The 18,260-nt window shown below is 36.6% G+C and carries 16 protein-coding genes; 4 read left to right on the top strand and 12 right to left on the bottom strand.

The window, feature by feature from the left end; translation table 11 throughout:
• Positions 1–6 precede the first annotated feature (6 nt).
• Positions 7–1,407, top strand: a complete 1,401-nt coding sequence (gene xseA, locus LB454_RS03755) for an exodeoxyribonuclease VII large subunit (RefSeq protein WP_224463289.1) — start codon at positions 7–9, stop codon at positions 1,405–1,407.
• Positions 1,394–1,612: an exodeoxyribonuclease VII small subunit gene (gene xseB, locus LB454_RS03750; RefSeq protein ID WP_224463288.1), complete on the top strand. Its 219-nt coding sequence runs from the start codon at positions 1,394–1,396 to the stop codon at positions 1,610–1,612. Before xseA ends, xseB begins: the two co-directional genes overlap by 14 nt.
• Here xseB and kdsA read toward each other — a convergent pair.
• Entirely contained in the window at positions 1,609–2,427 is an 819-nt protein-coding gene (gene kdsA, locus LB454_RS03745; protein ID WP_224463287.1) for a 3-deoxy-8-phosphooctulonate synthase, read from the bottom strand. The two genes, xseB and kdsA, sit on opposite strands and share 4 nt — an antisense overlap.
• Before the next feature lie 132 nt (positions 2,428–2,559).
• Here kdsA and LB454_RS03740 point away from each other — a divergent pair, with 132 nt between their 5' ends.
• The gene (locus LB454_RS03740) at positions 2,560–3,402 is read left to right on the top strand and encodes a DUF2911 domain-containing protein (RefSeq protein ID WP_224463286.1); all 843 of its coding nucleotides are present in this window, start codon (positions 2,560–2,562) and stop codon (positions 3,400–3,402) included.
• Positions 3,403–3,427: 25 nt separating this feature from the next.
• On the opposite strand, the gene LB454_RS03735 is transcribed toward LB454_RS03740, so the two are convergent.
• The 8 genes from LB454_RS03735 to LB454_RS03700 form a co-directional block, all read right to left on the bottom strand.
• Positions 3,428–5,125: a sodium:solute symporter gene (locus tag LB454_RS03735; protein WP_224463285.1), complete on the bottom strand. Its 1,698-nt coding sequence runs from the start codon at positions 5,123–5,125 to the stop codon at positions 3,428–3,430.
• A gap of 124 nt (positions 5,126–5,249) precedes the next feature.
• Positions 5,250–7,730, bottom strand: a complete 2,481-nt coding sequence (locus tag LB454_RS03730; RefSeq protein WP_224463283.1) for a PIG-L family deacetylase — start codon at positions 7,728–7,730, stop codon at positions 5,250–5,252.
• Positions 7,731–7,795: 65 nt separating this feature from the next.
• A complete protein-coding gene (locus LB454_RS03725; protein WP_224463281.1) occupies positions 7,796–8,341 on the bottom strand; it encodes a mechanosensitive ion channel domain-containing protein in 546 nt (181 codons plus the stop codon).
• A 4-nt stretch (positions 8,342–8,345) separates the two neighbouring features.
• Complete coding sequence (locus LB454_RS03720; RefSeq protein WP_224463279.1) at positions 8,346–9,230, bottom strand: septum formation inhibitor Maf; 885 nt, start codon at positions 9,228–9,230, stop codon at positions 8,346–8,348.
• Positions 9,231–9,238: 8 nt separating this feature from the next.
• The gene (locus LB454_RS03715; RefSeq protein WP_224463276.1) at positions 9,239–9,817 is read right to left on the bottom strand and encodes a Maf family nucleotide pyrophosphatase; all 579 of its coding nucleotides are present in this window, start codon (positions 9,815–9,817) and stop codon (positions 9,239–9,241) included.
• A complete protein-coding gene (locus tag LB454_RS03710) occupies positions 9,814–10,707 on the bottom strand; it encodes a geranylgeranylglycerol-phosphate geranylgeranyltransferase (protein WP_224463274.1) in 894 nt (297 codons plus the stop codon). The genes LB454_RS03715 and LB454_RS03710 overlap by 4 nt, the downstream gene beginning before the upstream one ends.
• A 19-nt stretch (positions 10,708–10,726) precedes the next feature.
• Complete coding sequence (locus tag LB454_RS03705; RefSeq protein WP_224463272.1) at positions 10,727–11,230, bottom strand: KdsC family phosphatase; 504 nt, start codon at positions 11,228–11,230, stop codon at positions 10,727–10,729.
• Positions 11,217–11,969: a Rossmann-like and DUF2520 domain-containing protein gene (locus tag LB454_RS03700; RefSeq protein ID WP_224463269.1), complete on the bottom strand. Its 753-nt coding sequence runs from the start codon at positions 11,967–11,969 to the stop codon at positions 11,217–11,219. Before LB454_RS03700 ends, LB454_RS03705 begins: the two co-directional genes overlap by 14 nt.
• 275 nt (positions 11,970–12,244) lie before the next feature.
• Here LB454_RS03700 and ccsA point away from each other — a divergent pair, with 275 nt between their 5' ends.
• A complete protein-coding gene (gene ccsA, locus LB454_RS03695) occupies positions 12,245–15,466 on the top strand; it encodes a cytochrome c biogenesis protein (protein WP_224463266.1) in 3,222 nt (1,073 codons plus the stop codon).
• A 117-nt stretch (positions 15,467–15,583) separates the two neighbouring features.
• Here the strand turns inward: ccsA and LB454_RS03690 are convergent, their stop codons facing one another.
• The 3 genes from LB454_RS03690 to LB454_RS03680 are packed head-to-tail and all read right to left on the bottom strand — an operon-like array spanning position 15,584 to position 18,254.
• A complete protein-coding gene (locus LB454_RS03690) occupies positions 15,584–16,312 on the bottom strand; it encodes a shikimate dehydrogenase family protein (RefSeq protein ID WP_224463252.1) in 729 nt (242 codons plus the stop codon).
• Positions 16,313–16,315: 3 nt separating this feature from the next.
• Positions 16,316–17,332: a DUF368 domain-containing protein gene (locus LB454_RS03685; RefSeq protein WP_224463249.1), complete on the bottom strand. Its 1,017-nt coding sequence runs from the start codon at positions 17,330–17,332 to the stop codon at positions 16,316–16,318.
• A complete protein-coding gene (locus tag LB454_RS03680) occupies positions 17,319–18,254 on the bottom strand; it encodes a DUF368 domain-containing protein (RefSeq protein WP_224463247.1) in 936 nt (311 codons plus the stop codon). The genes LB454_RS03685 and LB454_RS03680 overlap by 14 nt, the downstream gene beginning before the upstream one ends.
• Between the last annotated feature and the right edge of the window lie 6 nt (positions 18,255–18,260).

The following is an 18,260-nucleotide window of genomic DNA, read 5'->3' as shown; positions in this document are numbered from 1 at the left end:
AAAAAAATGGCGGCAAGTTCTCAAACTTCTGTGTTTACTCTTCTTGACATTGGCAGAAGTCTGCAACGCATGATTACCGCGCATTACAATAAACCCTATTGGATTAAAACTGAAATTGCAAAACTCAACGCCTATACTAAAAGCGGTCATTGTTATCCAGACCTAGTCGAAAAACAAAACGGAAGGATATTGGCGCAAATGCGAGCTACGATCTGGTCGGATACCTTTCAATCAATTTCCAGGCAGTTTGAAGACATAACCAAAAAACCGATTTCTGAAGGTATGACGGTTTTGGTGCTTGCCAAAGTTAATTATCACCCTAATTATGGATTTTCTTTAAATATCATCGATATAGACGCCAGCTTTACTTTAGGTGAAATGGCTAAAGAAAAAATAGAAAGCCTTAAGCGACTGAAAGCTGAAGGTATTTTCAATTTGAATAGATCACTGGATTTTCCAAAAGTACCACAACGCATAGCCGTTATTTCTGTGCAGACCAGTAAAGGCTATCAGGATTTTATCAATATTATTTCTAAAACGTATTCACATTTCAATTTCAAAATAGAGTTATTTCCAGCCTTATTGCAGGGCGACAACGCTATAACCTCTATCGCAGAAGCTTTGGAAAGTATAGAGAGTAAAACGCAGGAATTTGATGTCGTTACCATCATAAGAGGTGGAGGAGGTGATGTAGGTTTGAGTTGTTACGACAGCTTTTTACTGGCTTCCAAAGTCGCCAGATTTCCACTTCCTGTGATTTCAGGGATTGGACATTCTACCAACGAAACCCTGGTAGAAATGGTAACGTATACTAATAAAATTACACCAACAGACGTTGCCTATTTTTTCATCAAAGCCTTTCAAAATTGTCTGGATGAACTTCAGGATTTGAACGATGATTTCAAAAGTTTGGTCAAATTAAAATTGAAAGATGAGCAACAGGAGCTTAAACAACTTCATTACAACTTCAAAAATGAGGTGAATGCACTGTTGCAAAATCATAACTTTCACTTGAAGGAGCAGCGACAGCGCATCAAGTCCACACTTCCTTCATTATTTCGGAAAGGATTTGATAATTTAGACAATTCCAGCTACCGTTTAAGCTGGCTAACAACACAGAAGTTTCAAAAGCAACAGCAAGAACTAGTTCAGCTTTCCAAATCTTTGAAAAAAGAAAGCAAAAATCAGTTAGAACATCAACGCCAACAATTTCATTATTTGTCGACTACGCTCAATTTATTATCGCCAGATCGTTTATTACAACGCGGTTATACATTGAATTTGGTCAACGATAAAATTATAACCTCTACGACAGAGCTAAAGCCAGGTGATCGTCTAAAAACGATGTTTGCCGACGGATATGCTGAAAGTGACGTCATAAAAATCAAACCCAATGAAAACAACTGAAAGTTACGAAAGCGCACTCCAGGAACTTCAGTCTATCGTCTCCGATATTGAAAACGATTCAGTTTCTGTAGATGAATTGACCAAAAAAGTAAAACGAGCTTCAGAATTAATCAAATTTTGCAAAACCATATTGACCAAAACTGAAATTGAGGTCAACTCAGCTTTGGATGATATGATAGACATTAATGAAGATAAAGACGCTTAAAACTGATGGACTGTTTTTCGAATATGTACCAATCTAGTTAAAAGCCCTTCAAGCAATTCAAGATCCAGCATATTGGCACCATCACTTTTGGCTTCGCCAGGATTGAAGTGGGTTTCAATAAACAATCCATCTACGTTATTTACAATTCCTGCCCTGGCAATAGTTTCAATCATTTCTGGCCTTCCTCCAGTAACACCAGAAGACTGGTTAGGTTGTTGCAAAGAATGGGTCACATCCAAAACTGTTGAGGCATAGCGCCTCATAGTCGGAATTCCTCTGAAGTCTACAATCAAATCCTGATAGCCAAACATAGTTCCACGATCTGTGATAATCACTTTATCATTGCCTGCATCCTTTATTTTTTGGACAGCGTGTTGCATGCTTTCCGGACTCATAAATTGTCCTTTTTTAAGATTTACAACTTTTCGAGTTTCTGCTGCAGCAACCAAAAGATCGGTTTGTCTCACCAAAAAGGCAGGAATTTGGAGTACATCCACATATTCTGCAGCCATAGCGGCATCACTTTCCTGATGAATATCGGTCACTGTAGGAACATCAAAAGTATCACTTACTTTTTTCAGTATCTTAAGGGCCTTTTCATCTCCAATTCCGGTGAAACTATCGATTCTACTTCGGTTGGCTTTTTTGAAAGAACCTTTGAATATAAAAGGAATATCGAGTTTATCGGTAATTTTTAAAATGCGCTCAGCTATTTTTAAGGCCATGTCTTCACCTTCAATGGCACAAGGTCCAGCCAATAGGAAAAAGTTGGAGGAGTCGGTGTGTTTTAGTTTTGGAATAACAGTAAGATCCATTATAATTTTTTTTCAAAGATAAGGATTTCAGAAAGGTTTATAAATAGGTAAATTTCTAGATGTTATCATTTTGAAATGCTAATTTCCTTATCTTTCAGAATTGAAATTAAAATAACTTTAAATTAGATTCATATGAAAACAATTTTTACAGCCCTCGCGCTTGCACTGTCAGTTTTTACTTATGCACAAGTTGAGACCCCGCAGCCCAGTCCGAATGCAACAATTACACAAAATGTAGGCTTATCAGAAGTCAGTATTGCCTACTCCAGGCCTTCTGCAAATGGGAGAGTAGTTTTTGGGAACCTTGTTCCTTTTGATAAGCGATGGAGAACCGGAGCCAATGAAAATACAGTCATCACTTTTACAGATGATGTTGAAGTGGATGGACAGGCTCTAGAAGCTGGTAGTTACTCTATTTATAGCATTCCAAAAAAAGATAGTTGGGATGTGTTTTTTTATGAAGAGGTCGATAACTGGGGCTTGCCTAAAACATGGAATGAAGATGCTGTTGCTGCAATGATAAATGTTCCTGTAAAATCTTTAAAACATTTAGTGGAGACTTTTACTATAGATTTTGATGCCATTACTTTAGATAAAGCGCATCTGGTAATGTCCTGGGAAAAAACAATGGTGGAAGTGCCTATCATATTTCCAACCGATGAGATAGTGGAAGAAAACATCAGTAGAATCATGTCTGGCCCATCTGCTGCAGATTATTTTAATTCTGCAGTTTATTATTTTAGTGCAGGAAAAGATCTCGATAAAGCTGAAAAGTGGATGGAAAAAGGCATGGAAATGTCTGAGGTTAAACCATTTTGGATGCAAAGACAGCAATCCTTAATCTATGCAGCCAATGGTAAAAAGACCAAAGCCATAGAAACTGCAAAAGCTTCCTTAGCTGGGGCAAAAAAAGCAGGTAATGCAGACTACGTAAAAATGAATGAGGATTCTTTAAAAGAATGGGGTGCTAAATAAATCAGCTTTGCTTTTAAGATTGATATCAAACCGACTCTACATTTGGAGTCGGTTTTTTTGTGAACATCTGTATCAGAATCGCAATTGAAACTACCAGGCCACATCCAAATAAATTTAGCCATAAATAAGGCATCCAGTCTTGAAAGTATCCAATTAAGACAATGATTTGTGTGATGATCGCTGCTATAAAAACTGCACGACTCGTTACAAACTTGATAAAAAAGGCGAGTAAGAATATGCCTAAAACATTACCATAAAAAATGGAGCCTATGATGTTGACCAGCTGAATCAAATTATCAAATAAGCTGGCAGTGCAGGCGAAAATTATAGCAAATATTCCCCAGCCTAGAGTGAATAACTTGGTGGAATTAACGTAATGTTTCTCATTCTGACTAGTTTTTTTATTTCTTTTATACAAGTCTATAGTGGTGGTAGAGGCTAGTGCATTGAGCTCCGAAGCGGTAGAAGACATGGCTGCAGATAGAATAACAGCAAGTAGTAGGCCAACCAACCCTCTAGGTAGGTTATTGATAATGAAATGGATAAATACATAATCTTTATCGTTGGTTTCAATTTTGTCATCCACCTTAGAAATGATAGTCTTTGCTTCATCTCTAAGCTCAAATTCTTCAGAATTAAGTTGACTTAATTTAGTTTTAAGATGTTCGCTTTCAGAGGAGGATACTTCTCCAGCAAATTGATTGGCTAACGTATTCTTTTTATCCTGAATAGATTTGAGTTGAGTTTCCAAACTTTCAAATTCAGAATTAAACTCAGATTCCATGACTGCTTCTTTTGCTGCAGGATTGAAGTTAATAGGCGAGTAGTTGAACTGATAAAACACAAACACCATTACCCCAATGAGCAAAATGAAAAATTGAAGCGGTACTTTAAGGATAGCATTAAAAATTAAGCCCATCTGGCTTTCTCTCAAGCTTTTACCAGACAGATAGCGCTGAACTTGACTTTGGTCTGTCCCGAAGTAGGATAAAGCCAAAAAGCTACCACCTATGATTCCACTCCAGAAGGTGTACCGGTTATCAAAACTGAACGAAAAATCTAAAACATCTAGTTTGTTATTGGCTCCAGCAATTTTCATCGCTTTATTGAATGTAATATCGTCTGGCAAGTAGGAGAAAATCAAAACAAATGCTGTGATCAATCCCAAAAAGATGACTCCCATTTGTTGTTTTTGAGTCACGTTTACAGCTTGAGTTCCTCCAGTAACCGTGTAAATAATTACTAAAATCCCGATCATGATGTTGAGGTAAAACAAATTCCAGCCCAAAACCGCCGAGAGAATTATAGAAGGCGCATAAATGGTAATTCCTGCGGCTAGACTTCTTTGAATTAAAAATAAACCAGCCGTCAAGCTTCTTGTTTTAAGATCAAATCGAGACTCCAAGTATTCGTAAGCCGTATAAACCTTAAGTCGGTGATAGATGGGGAGAAAGACCAGGCAGATAATGATGATGGCTATTGGTAAACCAAAATAGAACTGGACAAATCCCATTCCATCATGAAAAGCCTGTCCTGGAGTAGATAAAAATGTAATGGCACTTGCCTGTGTGGCCATAACCGATAAACCTACCGTCCACCATCTGGATTGATTTCCACCTTTTATAAAATCATCGACATTCGCATTCTTTCTCGACTTTAAACTCCCGTAAATCACTATAAAAGCTAATGTTGCAAACAGAATGATAAAATCGATGGTTTCCATGAATTTATTTTAGTTTTGAAACCAATTCATGAATATATAAAAGCCCAAAATGTAAACTGAATTACAGATGAGTATCCAGGTGTATGCAGGTTTCCATGTGTATTTCTGAGGCTTTTCGGACATTCTATTCTATGGAAATTAAGTTAGAAAACAGTTTGTATGCTCCAGAAACTCCAGCCGGCAACTCGCGGAAAAAACTCAAGCCCGTGTAGATGTAATGTCCTTTCCCATATTCGCCAATCAAGATGCTGCCTTCTTTTGGGGTTTCATTTTTATCATTCATAGATAAAACCGGAGACAATTCCCGAGACCACTTTTCTGGAAAGTAAAGTCCACGTTCCTGTACCCAGCCTTCAAAATCTTCTTCAACAATTTTATTAGGATGATACAGTACTTTGTGTTTTGGAGTGATAAATCTCACCTTTGCATCTTCTTCAGTCACTCGATCTCTCGACATTTTCATTTCAAAAGGTGCTATTCTTTCAGTTTTTAATCCACGATTGGTGTTGTACTGCACAATCATAGTTCCGCCGTTTTCAACAAACTGAAACAAAACATCTTGCTTGTAGGCTAAAACCTCATGAATATTGTAAGCCCGTATGCCCATGATCACCACGTCATAACCGCTCAGTATTTCTGTTGAGATATCATCTGGAGAAAATTCATCAACTTCAAAGCCCAAATCCCTTAGGTTACTGGGAACACTTGAACCTGCACCTTCTACGTATGCTATCTTTTTGTCACTAATTTCGATCTCTAAGTTAACCAGTTTTGCAGTAGATTCCTGGACAAGTTTATGGGTTCCTATATGGTCATAATCGATGGTGGAAACTTTTTTGCTAAGGGTTTTATTACCGATTTTTAAAATCGGAGACAAAGTTACTTCACCCTCGGTTGTTGGTATGACTTCAAACGTAAAGCTTTTCGTTTCTCCTCTATTTTTAAGCTGGACATCCTGATATTTTGGTGTAATTTCCCATCCTTTCGGGATGTTCAATTCCAGTTGGCCGGTTAAGTCGTTTTTGAAAGCCTTGACATCAACCTCAACCTGTTTTTTATTTGAATTTTTGAAAACGTAAACCGACTCTTTCAAACTTATAGAAGCTTCGGGTAGAATTTCGAAGTTTTGATAAACTTCTCCCTTCACAGGATCGTTGTATTTATAAATCAGTGGTTTTGTAATTTCAAAAGGTGTTCCGTCAATATCAAATTCAAACGTAAACTCTACAGGATTTGGGGACTGTGGCTGGCCTATAAGTCTCCTGTCATCCACTTTATATATTCCTAATTCTGGTTGCTCTTGCAGCCAGTAAGGTGTAGTAAAACTTTCTTCGGAACTTACCACAAGTGGGCTAGATAATGTGAAGTCCATATTGTCTTCAAGTAAAGTCGGCTTTAGGTCAAAAGATTTTCCAGACTGAGAAATCGACTTTAACTGTATTTGTTCAGGGCTTCTGTTGATGACTTCAAACTCTATCTGGACTTGATCGCCTGGACTTGCATAAGGAGACTTACTTTTTACTTCTGCAAAAAGCCCTAAAGAAGCAATAATGATGGATTTGATTTGTTCACTTTTTTGAGTTCGCCAAAACTCATCATCAATTTCGTCTATCAATGATTTGGCCTTTAATAATTTTGGAACAGATTTCCAGGGTTTTTTGAAATCAAAGTTTTTTTCCACCTTGTTCAAAATTTTACCAATCGCTTTCCCTTCAGGAATTCTATTCCAGGAGGTGTCTACCCCGGCAAAAGGGTCATTGCCTTGAAGTTTATCACCTTTTATCAGTTCAATATATTCTATTTTGTCACCTCTGGATCCTGTATTTCCAAAGCCTTGAGATTTGTGCTGACTTCTACTTAGGGCGGAAATTTCATTATTGGATAAACCTTCCAAAGGATAAAACTTATTAATTTCCAATTCGATAAAATTAGATTTATCTGCGTTTTCAAAAGCTTCTTCACTTCCATAAAACCACCAGGAGGTATTGAAAAAAGCACGTTTAGGTTGCCAAGGTTTGACCAGATCCAACTGAGAACTGAATTTATCTTCATCTCCAGCCATTTCAAAAGCTTCTACGCTCAAGATTGCCGATGAGGTGTGATGCCCGTGAGTACTTCCGGCAGTTCTATGGTCAAAGCGATTGATAATGACATCTGGTCTATGTTTGCGGATAGCCCAAACAACATCTGATAAGATTTTTTCTTTATCCCAGATTTTTAAAGTTTCTTCTGGAGTTTTAGAAAATCCAAAATCGATGGCTCTGGAAAAAAACTGGTTTCCTCCGTCTATTTTCCTGGCGTTGAGTAATTCTTGTGAGCGAATCATTCCTAGTTTTTCGCTAAGCTCCGAGCCGATTAGGTTTTGGCCTCCATCTCCTCGAGTAAGCGATAGGTATGTGGTCTGAGCATTTACTTCTTTAGAAAAATAAGTGATTAAACTTGTGTTTTCATCGTCTGGATGGGCAGCGATGTAAAGGACATTTCCTAAAAAGTTAAGTGCCTTTATGTCTTGAAAGATCTCAGAAGAAGAGGGTTTATTAGGATCCTGGGCTAAGCCAATACTTGTTATCAGGAAAAATAAAATACAGCCTATACATCTTGTCATTTTCAATAAAATTTTAATCAAATATACTAGCCTCAGTCAATAATACTCAATTATTTCGAGGCTTTTTAACGATCTAAGTTTTCATTGCGTTCCAGCATAGCATCTTTCTTAAGCAAAGTCACAGATTTTTGTAGAATAAGGTTATTGGGGTATGTGATTAATTCATCCTCATCTGTTCTCAAGTGAAGTTGAAAAGCCTTAATGTCTTCAATGATGGCTTCAATAGGAAAATCTTTATCGTGTATCTGGATTTTATCTCCAATCTTGTAAGGAAACGAAAAAAACATAATGACCCCGGAAGTGACGTTGCTCAAAACAGACCAAATGGCAAACAAAGCAATTCCCATAACAGCAAAAACAGATGAGAAAACCAAGGCCAGTTCGCGAACTTCAAAACCCCAAATGAGAAGGAGAGAGAAAAAGGCAATAAAGGATACAAGAACGTTGATGTACTTGTATATCAATTTTGTACGAGCGTAGTTGAGTTCATCCCTTTTGGCTATGCGCTTCGCAGATTGCTTTAGCCCAAATCTCAAAAATAACATCCCAAACACAACAATTGCTGTCCAAATGAATTGGTATTCGTATTTAAAAACGAGGTTTTCTATCATAAAACTACAAGCTTAAACTATCTCGCAAATGTAGATATTTGTTTGAGTTTTGTTGCCAATATTTTGTCTTGAGCCTTGTTAATTTTGTAGCTCTAGATACGAGAGTATCCTTGTCCTTAATTTCAAGTTCTTCCCATTTTTCTATAGTGAAAGGGAAGGTTTTGTCCTGATAGATGTTCATAACTCTTCCTAGAGTCTGAAACTCTATTCTTGTTTCTATGAAATCCTTTTCTGTTTGTTTAATGACCGCTTCATAGCTCTTGAATTCCTTATGATTCATTTGTAAGTAAGAGGCATCTGGTAGAATATTTTGTTTGCCGCTTTCAATACTGTTAGGATCTACCCTTAAACGAGTCCAAATCTCATTTTCAGTTAATGTAGATGGCTGGTTGAAACTTGCATCTGCTTCGCCTTCAAAATAGGAATGGGTCTTTATTTCAAAACTTTCCCTGTTGTTGAGCTGAGCATAGGATTGTCCACACCATTCCTGTATGCTAGAAGTCAGTTTTAAAATAGGTGCTTTGTTTTCTAATGGTAAAAAAGCACTTTGCATAATGCTGTAAGGATAAATACCAGTGTTGAAGGTTTTGGTTGAATTGAGCTTCATCACAGAAATTGTGCTTTCTGACTTTGAATCAGCCTTTACCTGCTCATCTTCTAAAAAATCCTCTGTGACAAAAATGAGCATGGCTTTGCCTTTTCTTTTTTCGCCGTAACGGTAAAATTCTAAATCATAACTGGTCAATTCAGCTTTGCCATCATACCAGTAAGACTTAAATTCTTCAGATAAGTTTCTAGGCTCAGCATCTGCATTAGTCTTGGACTCCAGTTTAGGTTCTGTCTTGCAACTGAGAATGCTTACTAGTAATAAAATCAGAATAAATTTCATAAGTATTATTATATTTTTGAAAGCTTTTCATACACCAGATGAATAGGAAAACCCATTACTGTGTAAAAAGAGCCCTTAATTTCTGAAATACCTATCTGGCCAATCCATTCCTGAATTCCATAAGCTCCAGCCTTGTCGAAAGGCGAGTAAGTGTTGATGTAGTGCCAAATCTCTTCGCTAGTGAGTGGTTTGAATTTTACTTCTGTGGTATCATAAAATGTGTTGGTTTGTTCTTGGGTTTTGATGCAAAATGAAGAAATAACTTCGTGAGTGGTATCGGAGAGTGATTGAATCATCTGAAACGCTTCGTCTTTATTACTGGGTTTATTGAGTGCTTTGTGGTCGTGCCAAACGATGGTATCACCCGTGATAAGAATGTCATCTGGTCTCAAATCCTGAAATTGTCTGGCTTTAAGTTGAGCTAAGTAGTCGCTTATCTGGTGATGTTTCAAGTCTTCACTAAACACTTCATCGACAGACCGAAGTTCAACGATGAAATCTACACCAATGGATTTAAGAATCTCTTGTCTTCTGGGTGAACCTGAAGCTAAGATGATGCGTTTATTCTTTAAATTTTTTAGAATCATAACATAAGAAATGTAAGCATTGAACAAATGCCAGTTAAAAATACAAGTTTTAAATGAAAACTTATGGTTCTATAATCCTTTTCAGAAGTTGCTCCCAGGACTTTTTTTGAAATTAATAATAGTGGTAAAATGATAAAGGTGAAAACATAAAACAGGAGAACATTCAGATTTAGAAAATAGATAAGGACTATAGATAATAAAACTAATATAATGAATGTGAGTAATCCAAAAATGAAGTAATTGGACCGTTTTTTCCCAATCAAAATGGGTAGAGTTTTCATGTTGCAAAAGTAATCTCCTTTGATGTCTTCTATGTCTTTTACCAATTCTCGGCTCAAATTCAAAAGAAAAGCAAGGAAAGCATAACATGTAATTGTGAAAAAAACTACTGGACTTTGGTTTTCGTCGATTAAGACAGTGCCTAGACAAAAAATACTTAGGCCTACAAGTAAACTCACCAAAATGTTACCAACGATGGCAATACGCTTTAGCCAGATGGAATAAGCGGCAAGTAGCAAAGGAGCAAGAATAAGTATATAAAAGATGACTACTATCGTTTCAAAATCTAAAGTCAGGAACAAGTAAAAAGCAATTCCGAGACCTAAACTATTCATTAGTAAATAGAGCTGTAGAACCTGCTTTCTGGATATAATCTTATCGACCAAGAGTCTGTTGGGTCTATTGATGCTATCTGTAGTTACATCAAAAAAATCATTGATGATATTTCCTCCGGCAGCGATGCAGAGAATAGACAGTGTGAGTAGGGCATAATTTAATAAGTCAATCTGCACGGATGTTCCAAAACTGGGAACTAAAGCAAACCTTATAAGTGCAGCAGAAAAAATAAGAATCAACAAATTTTTCCATCTTACAAGATCGAGAATATGCATAAAATTTATGGATTGAGGCCTAGTAATTCCATTTGCCTTGTGTTTTCATCACTTGCTCTATGATATCTCTCACGCAGCCCTCGCCACCTTTTCTATGAGAAACATAAGCAGAAATTGCCTTAACTTCTGGGACAGCATCCTGCGGGCAGGTTGGAAGTCCAACCATTTTCATAGGGTAAATGTCTGGAATATCATCGCCCATATAAGTTACGTTTTCAGCTTTAATGCCGTAAACATCCAGGAACTCGTCGAGACATTCAACCTTGTCAGCAACACCAAGGTGGATATTGGTGATTCCGAGATCTTTTAGTCTTGTTTTTACCATTTCATTGGTACCGCCAGAAATAATAATGATCTCGTAACCAGCCTTTAAAGCTTCTTTTATCACAAACCCATCTTTTACATTCATGGTTCTGATGAGTTCTCCGGAAGAGGATACTTGTAGTGAGCCGTTGGTAAAAACGCCATCAACATCAAAGGCAAAAGTTGTAATCTGGTTTAAAAGGGTTTTATAGTTTGTCATGTTTTTCTATTATGGATTGTGTCATAAGTTGATAAATGTCTTTATGTGTTTTTTGTTTCAACTGTTTAAGGTGCCTTTTTATGGTACTGCTGTCTTTTCTAATGGCAGGACCTGTTTGAACTTTAGATGGAGGGTTGAGTTGTACTTTGTCTGAAGTTTCCTTAATTAGGGCTTTAAGAATGTCAAAAGGCATATCGTCTTCTTTGCAAATGTGCTCTCCAATAGAATACAGGTGATTGGTGAAATTGCAAACAAATACAGCTGCCAGATGTAAGGTTTGACGTTGAGAAGAGCTAATTTCATAAATGTGAGTTGAAATGTAGCTCGCTATTGTTTTTAAAGTGTTTAAATTTTCTTCTGAATTGGCCTCCAGGCAGAATGGGATTTTAGAATACTCTAGCTCAGAACCTTTAGAAAAAGTTTGGAGCGGATAAAATACAGCAGAATTTAAAGACTCTAGAATGGATTGGCTCCCAGAAGTATGAGCCACGATTCCTTGTTTAGTTTTTATTTGACTAGCAACATCTTTAATAACATCATCTTTCAGACACAACAAATACATATCGGCTGACTTCAGTTGAGATAAATCTGAGGTAGTTTCAGTAAATTCAGCAAACCTAGTTAAAGACTCTTGCTTATGATTGTAAACTTGAATAACAGAGCAATCTGTAGTGGATTGAAAGGCTTTAAACATATGTGTAGCTACATTGCCAGTCCCCAAAATAACTATTCTAAACATCTAAATGATTTAAATCTTTCCAACAAAGGTAAGCTTCATTTTTAATTTTCATAGGAGAACGTTAAGAATCGCAAATATCACTAATTGCAGTTTTTCTTAAAAAATAGAACAATCTTCAATTGCTAAACTTAAAAAATGGTAACTATCTATTTTTTAACACTTAGTCTCTTGATATGAAAGGTTTTTAATTAACACAACTTCAACGTTCGTAAGTCCCTGTATGCTTTACAAATCCTCCTATATTGAGTATATTTGCGAATGATTTAAAATAAATTATGTTAGAGAAAAAGATTAAAAATATACTATTCTCCACCAGACTTATGGCAGTGCTTTTTGTGGTTTATGCAGTTGCTATGGCAGTGGGGACTTTTGTAGAAAACTCATATACAACCATAACTGCTAAAGAATGGATTTATGATGCCTGGTGGTTTGAGGTGATCATGGTGTTTTTTGTGATTAATTTCATCGGAAATATATTTAGATACAAGCTCCTTAGCAAGAAAAAACTGACTACACTAACGCTTCACTTGTCTTTTATTTTAATTTTGGTAGGTGCGTGGGTCACTCGATATATTGGAGAAGAAGGTATAATGCCTATACGTGAAGGAGAAGTTGAAAGTAAAATGCTTTCAGAGAAAACCTATTTATCCACATTTATAGATGGCGAGATTGATGGCGAACCCCTAAGAAAAAAGCAAGATTTTAATATCAACCTTGGTCCTAAGATAACAAAGGGTAAGTCAATTACGACAGACTATAATGGAAACCCAATTAAAATAGAGTTTCTTGAATTTATAAAAGGTGCTGAAGAAGGGGTTGTAGAAGACGAAAACGGGGATTATTTTTTGAAAATTGTAGAATCTGGAGATGGTAACAGGCACGATCATTTTTTAAAATCAGGAGAAGTCGCAAATATTCACAATGTCTTGTTTGCTTTCAATAAGCAGACTGATGGAGCCATCAATATCGTTGGAAACAATGATGTGGGGTTTACCATCACCTCTCCTTTTGAAGGAGACTGGATGCGAATGGCCGATCAAGAAAGAGGTGAACTTGCAGTAGATTCAGTTCAAGATTTACAGATGCGTTCTCTATATAATATCGGGAATATGCAGTTTGTTATTCCAGATCCTGCTATTAAAGGGCGTTATGATTTGGTTGAAAAAGAGCTAGCCAGTAAAAATGATCCTGACGGTGTTTTTGTTCAGGTCACAGCCAATGGAAGAACCGAAAAAATAGGTTTGCTTGGTGGGAAAGGGTTTCAAATGGATATGAAAAAAATAAAAGTTGGTGATTTTGAAGTTTTTATGAGTTATGGGAGTAAAGATATAGAGCTTCCATTTGCTTTGAAGTTGAATGACTTTATAGCCAAGAAACATCCTGGAACCGAGGATAGAAGACAGCCTAGTTACGAGTCATTTATGAGTAAAGTTGAGGTCATAGATGGCAGTAACTCTTATCCTTACGATATCTATATGAATCATGTTTTGGATCACAAAGGCTATCGTTTTTTCCAGTCATCTTTTGATCCTGATGAAGGTGGGACTATTCTATCTGTAAATAATGATTGGTGGGGAACCTGGATAACTTACATAGGTTATTTTTTATTATACCTGGGGCTTATGGCTATAATGTTTGATAGAGGTTCGAGATTTGGAGATTTAAGAAAGAAATTGGAAAAAATAAAATTGAAAAAAGCAAAACTAGCCAGCATACTCATCCTACTCTTTGGATTGTCAAGTTTTGCTCAAACCGAAAATGGAAACGTAGTAGAGGAGCAAAGCGAAGTAAAAGATAGTATTTCCGAAGTTGACCACGGCCACGACATGATGCCCGAAGTGGATTATGAGAAAGTTATCAAAATGATCCAGGCCAACAAAGTGGATAAAGAACATGCAGCTAAGTTTGGGGAGTTAATTATTCAGGATTATGGAGGTAGGATGAAACCTATCAATACGTATTCTTCTGAATTATTAAGAAAACTTGGAAAAAAGGACAACTATGAAGATTTGAATAGCGATCAGGTTTTGATCTCTATGATAGAGAATCCACAAATTTGGTATTCTGCCCCCATCATTTCTATTAAGGCCAAAAATGATAGTATTCATCATGTGCTAGGTGTTGAGGAAAACAAAGAATATGTTTCGCTCACAGATTTTTTTGACCCTAAAACCGGTGAATATAAGCTTGGTAAATACTTGGAGGAAGCCTATAAGGCAGCAGTTCCCAATCAATTTCAAAAGGATTTTATCACTGCCGGAGAAAAAGTGAATTTGATTTTTAATACTTTAAAAGGTGAGCAGTTCAAAATATTTCCTGTTCCAGACCACCCTAATAATAAATGGGTAGCATATACTGAACTTGACGATGAAAGGTATTATACCGGTGTAGATACACTTTACACCAAACAGGTGCTGCCACTTTACATGCAATCTTTAAGAAGTGCAAGACAATCCGGAGATTATGACCAGGCAGGAGAATTACTTTTAAGTTTAAAATCATTTCAAAAGAAATACGGAGAAGAGGTCATGCCGCCGGAAGACCAAGTGAAAGCTGAAATATTATATAATAAAATTGATATTTTCAATCTGTTATTTCAGCTCTATCTTTATGTAAGTTTAGTCATGATTGTTTTCGTAATCATGAGTATTTTTAAGGAGACAAAACTGAACAAGTTTGCTATCACAACAAGCAAAGTCTTGCTGGTAGTACTTTTTGCTGTTCATACGATAGGTTTAGGTGCAAGATGGTATATTTCTGGACATGCGCCATGGAGTAATGCTTATGAAAGTATGATTTATGTGGCATGGGCTACCATGTTTTTTGGTTTAGCTTTTGGGCGAAAAAGTGATTTAACCATGGGTTCAACAGCATTTGTGACTTCCATTATTTTGATGGTTGCCCACTGGAACTGGTTAGATCCAAGTATTGGTAACTTACAGCCTGTATTGGATTCATATTGGCTTATGATTCACGTGGCTGTAATTGTAGGGAGCTACGGTCCTTTTGCGTTGGGCGCCATAATAGGACTGGTTTCACTCATATTAATTATTGCGACCAACAAGTCCAATTTCAAAAAAATGAAACTCAATATTCAAGAGTTAACTATCATTAATGAGTTAGCATTGACAGTTGGTTTGGTAATGCTTACTATAGGAAACTTCCTGGGAGGACAATGGGCCAACGAAAGCTGGGGTAGATATTGGGGCTGGGATCCTAAAGAGACCTGGGCGTTGATTAGTATTTTCGTGTATGCTTTCGTCATACACATGCGCTTAGTGCCGGGATTAAGGGGCTTGTTTGCGTTTAACTGGGCTGCCGTGATTGCTTTTGGTTCAATCTTGATGACTTATTTTGGCGTTAATTTTTATCTTACAGGATTACATTCTTATGCCAGTGGAGACCAAATTATCAGCTATCAATTCATTCTAATTGCACTTGTGCTTTGGATAATTCTAGGAATTCTTGCCAAACGTAAATACAAGAAATTTTACTAATTAAAAACGGATTGTAAATTCCTTTTTTTGGTAGAAATAGAAAGCAATTCATAATGAAAACCTCATTATAAATTGCTTTTTTTATATCCCTCAAAAATTACTGAAAGCAAAGGTTACTTACTCATTCCAGATTTCCCAGGCTTTTTCTGCCTGAGCAACCAGCATTTGCTCACCGTTGATAATTTGAGCACCGTTTTCTCGTCCCTGTGCTAGAAAACTTGTGATGGAAGGATTGTAAATAAGATCATATAATAGATGAGTCTCGTTTACGAATTCATAGGGAATGGGTGGAAATTGATTTACATCCGGATGAGTGCCAAGTGGTGTGCAGTTGACTATAAGTTGATGACTTTTCATGATATCTGAATTTAAATCACCGTAAGTAAAATCCCCTTTATCCTTTTCCCTTGACACAAAATTGATCTGATAGCCCATAGATACCAGGGCATGCCTGATCGCTTTAGCAGCACCTCCAGTTCCTAAAATAAGGGCTGCTTCATGATTCGGAGCTATCAAAGGGAAAATTGATTTTGTAAATCCAAACACATCTGTGTTGTAGCCAATCAGTTTTTTATTTTCAATTTTTATAGTATTGACAGCGCCAATACGTTCTGCCTGAGAATCAATTTCGTCCAAAAATGGAATAACCGCTTCCTTGTAAGGAATAGTAACGTTAAGTCCTGCCAATTCTATAGAATTGTTGACAATTTGCTTGATTTCATTGATGTTTTCAATATCATAATTAATATACTTAGCCTTTATGGCTTCGTTATTAAATTTGGTATTGAAATATGATTTTGAAAATGAATAATCTATATTTTTTCCTATCAGTCCGTAAGTTGTCATATTTTATCTTATTTTTCTTTGCTTACCATACCAAGCAAGGCTCAAAACTATTAAAATTCCTACTATTATAAAAAAGAAAGCGATCCAGGTGCTTCCGTCGGTAAGGCTTGGCCAAAACCTTACATAGTTATCCAGTATGGGGTCTCCATTAGTGTCTTTTATAACATCACCAAGCTCGTTGGTCTTAAAAATTTTTTCTTTCCATGGCCAAACTACGCCTAAACTTCCAGTAATAAAACCTATGATAATGGAAAAAGTAATTTTCTTATAATATTTCAGCACATAGTTTAGCAGATGTGAAAGTGTAATCAATCCAAAAAGTGAACCTGCTGTAAAAGATCCCAGCACTTGCAGAAGTCTCATTCGTTTAGGGTTATCTGTAAATGAGAAATCCAACTTTACAACATCTGCAATAGTATCATAAAGTGCATTCACTGAATCTACCAAGAGCAGCACATAATTTCCTAGTAAAATTAAAATAAAAGAGCCCGATAAACCTGGAAGGGTCATTCCAGACACGCTTATAATTCCACAAAAGAAGACGAAAAGCAGATGGTCATTTTCCGTCGCAGGCTTTAAAAAACTAATGCTAAGGCCTGCCACAATGCCAAGTCCAATAAACACAATAGTTCGTAAAGATCTAATTCTAAAATCTTTGCCGATATAATAAATAGATCCAACAATCATCCCGAAAAATGTAGACCAGACATAGAGTTCATAATGTTGAATGAAATAATCCAATAATTTTGAAACACTGAAATAACTGAAGACCATTCCTAAAATGAGAATGGCCAAAAATTTTGCATTTATATATTGAAAAAAGCTTCTGAATCTTGCGTTGAGCAATAACTTAAAAGACTTCAGGTTGAATTTCTGAAGCGAGTGAATGAATTCTTCATAAAAACCTGCAACAAAAGCTACAACACCTCCAGACACGCCGGGTACCTTATTGGCAGCTCCCATGGCGAGTCCCTTAAGAAAAAGGAATATTTTATCGCTAAACGTTCTAGTGCTCTGCATTCGAAAGTGGTTGTTGATCCGCTATTTTTTCTAGTAATAATATTAGTAAAAATCCTAAAATTGCTGCTGCAATGGCAAACCACAACTTAGGGTCTCCATCAAAATTTTGTGGTAAAACCGAAGTTTCTTTTAGAATGACTTCTTTGCCTTTGATGATTTCTGAATCTAAAACGTTTTTCCATGGCCATATTTTGTTGAGAGACCCAGCTATAAAACCAGTCAAAACAGCTAGAGTAATCGATTTGAAATTATTAAAAAGCCATTTTAGGATTCTTGAGAAACTCAATAAGCCAATAATTGCGCCAAGCCCTACAAGTGCTATAACTTGAAAATTAAATTCAGAAACAGCTTGTGTAATTGCTTTATAACCTCCCATCAATACTAGGATAAATGCCCCAGATATACCCGGTAAGATCATAGCGCAAACTGCTACTGATCCGCATAAGAGGAAGTAGAGTGGGTGATCCATGCCCTGAGCTGGCGCAAGCAGGGTAATACCAAAAGCTACCACAAATCCTATAGTGGTAAATGCTATTAATTTAAGATTCCACTGGTCTATTTGTTTTCCAACGTACCACACACTTGCTAAAACAAGTCCGAAGAAAAAAGACCAAACAACGATCGGGTAGGTTTCTAGTAAATAATTGGTAAGGCGCATCAACGTAAACACACTTATAAAAATACCAACAAGTAAGGCTAGAATGAAATTACCGTTAAGCGCATTCCACATCTTATTAAAGCCTTCTTTTTTCCAGATTTTAAGTAGCCCAAGATCAACATTGGCTATGGTAGTAACGAGTTCTTCATAAATACCTGTGATGAAAGCTATAGTTCCACCAGAGACCCCTGGTACTACATCTGCTGCACCCATTCCCATGCCTTTTAAACTAATTGTTATGTAGGATTTTAAATTTCTTTTCATAAAATT

The organism is Psychroflexus montanilacus (assembly GCF_020164535.1).
In the GTDB taxonomy this organism is placed as follows: Bacteria; Bacteroidota; Bacteroidia; order Flavobacteriales; family Flavobacteriaceae; genus Psychroflexus; species Psychroflexus montanilacus.
Note: the sequence above shows the minus strand (reverse complement) of the source record. Positions and strands in the feature narration are given on the sequence as shown.

Bases quoted from the DNA above. Each gene is read 5' to 3' on its own strand.
- xseA (WP_224463289.1), top strand. From the start codon at position 7: ATGGCGGCAAGTTCTCAAACTTCTGTGTTTACTCTTCTTGACATTGGC.
- xseB (WP_224463288.1), top strand. From the start codon at position 1,394: ATGAAAACAACTGAAAGTTACGAAAGCGCACTCCAGGAACTTCAGTCT.
- kdsA (WP_224463287.1), bottom strand. From the start codon at position 2,427: ATGGATCTTACTGTTATTCCAAAACTAAAACACACCGACTCCTCCAAC.
- LB454_RS03740 (WP_224463286.1), top strand. From the start codon at position 2,560: ATGAAAACAATTTTTACAGCCCTCGCGCTTGCACTGTCAGTTTTTACT.
- LB454_RS03735 (WP_224463285.1), bottom strand. From the start codon at position 5,125: ATGGAAACCATCGATTTTATCATTCTGTTTGCAACATTAGCTTTTATA.
- LB454_RS03730 (WP_224463283.1), bottom strand. From the start codon at position 7,730: ATGACAAGATGTATAGGCTGTATTTTATTTTTCCTGATAACAAGTATT.
- LB454_RS03725 (WP_224463281.1), bottom strand. From the start codon at position 8,341: ATGATAGAAAACCTCGTTTTTAAATACGAATACCAATTCATTTGGACA.
- LB454_RS03720 (WP_224463279.1), bottom strand. From the start codon at position 9,230: ATGAAATTTATTCTGATTTTATTACTAGTAAGCATTCTCAGTTGCAAG.
- LB454_RS03715 (WP_224463276.1), bottom strand. From the start codon at position 9,817: ATGATTCTAAAAAATTTAAAGAATAAACGCATCATCTTAGCTTCAGGT.
- LB454_RS03710 (WP_224463274.1), bottom strand. From the start codon at position 10,707: ATGCATATTCTCGATCTTGTAAGATGGAAAAATTTGTTGATTCTTATT.
- LB454_RS03705 (WP_224463272.1), bottom strand. From the start codon at position 11,230: ATGACAAACTATAAAACCCTTTTAAACCAGATTACAACTTTTGCCTTT.
- LB454_RS03700 (WP_224463269.1), bottom strand. From the start codon at position 11,969: ATGTTTAGAATAGTTATTTTGGGGACTGGCAATGTAGCTACACATATG.
- ccsA (WP_224463266.1), top strand. From the start codon at position 12,245: ATGTTAGAGAAAAAGATTAAAAATATACTATTCTCCACCAGACTTATG.
- LB454_RS03690 (WP_224463252.1), bottom strand. From the start codon at position 16,312: ATGACAACTTACGGACTGATAGGAAAAAATATAGATTATTCATTTTCA.
- LB454_RS03685 (WP_224463249.1), bottom strand. From the start codon at position 17,332: ATGCAGAGCACTAGAACGTTTAGCGATAAAATATTCCTTTTTCTTAAG.
- LB454_RS03680 (WP_224463247.1), bottom strand. From the start codon at position 18,254: ATGAAAAGAAATTTAAAATCCTACATAACAATTAGTTTAAAAGGCATG.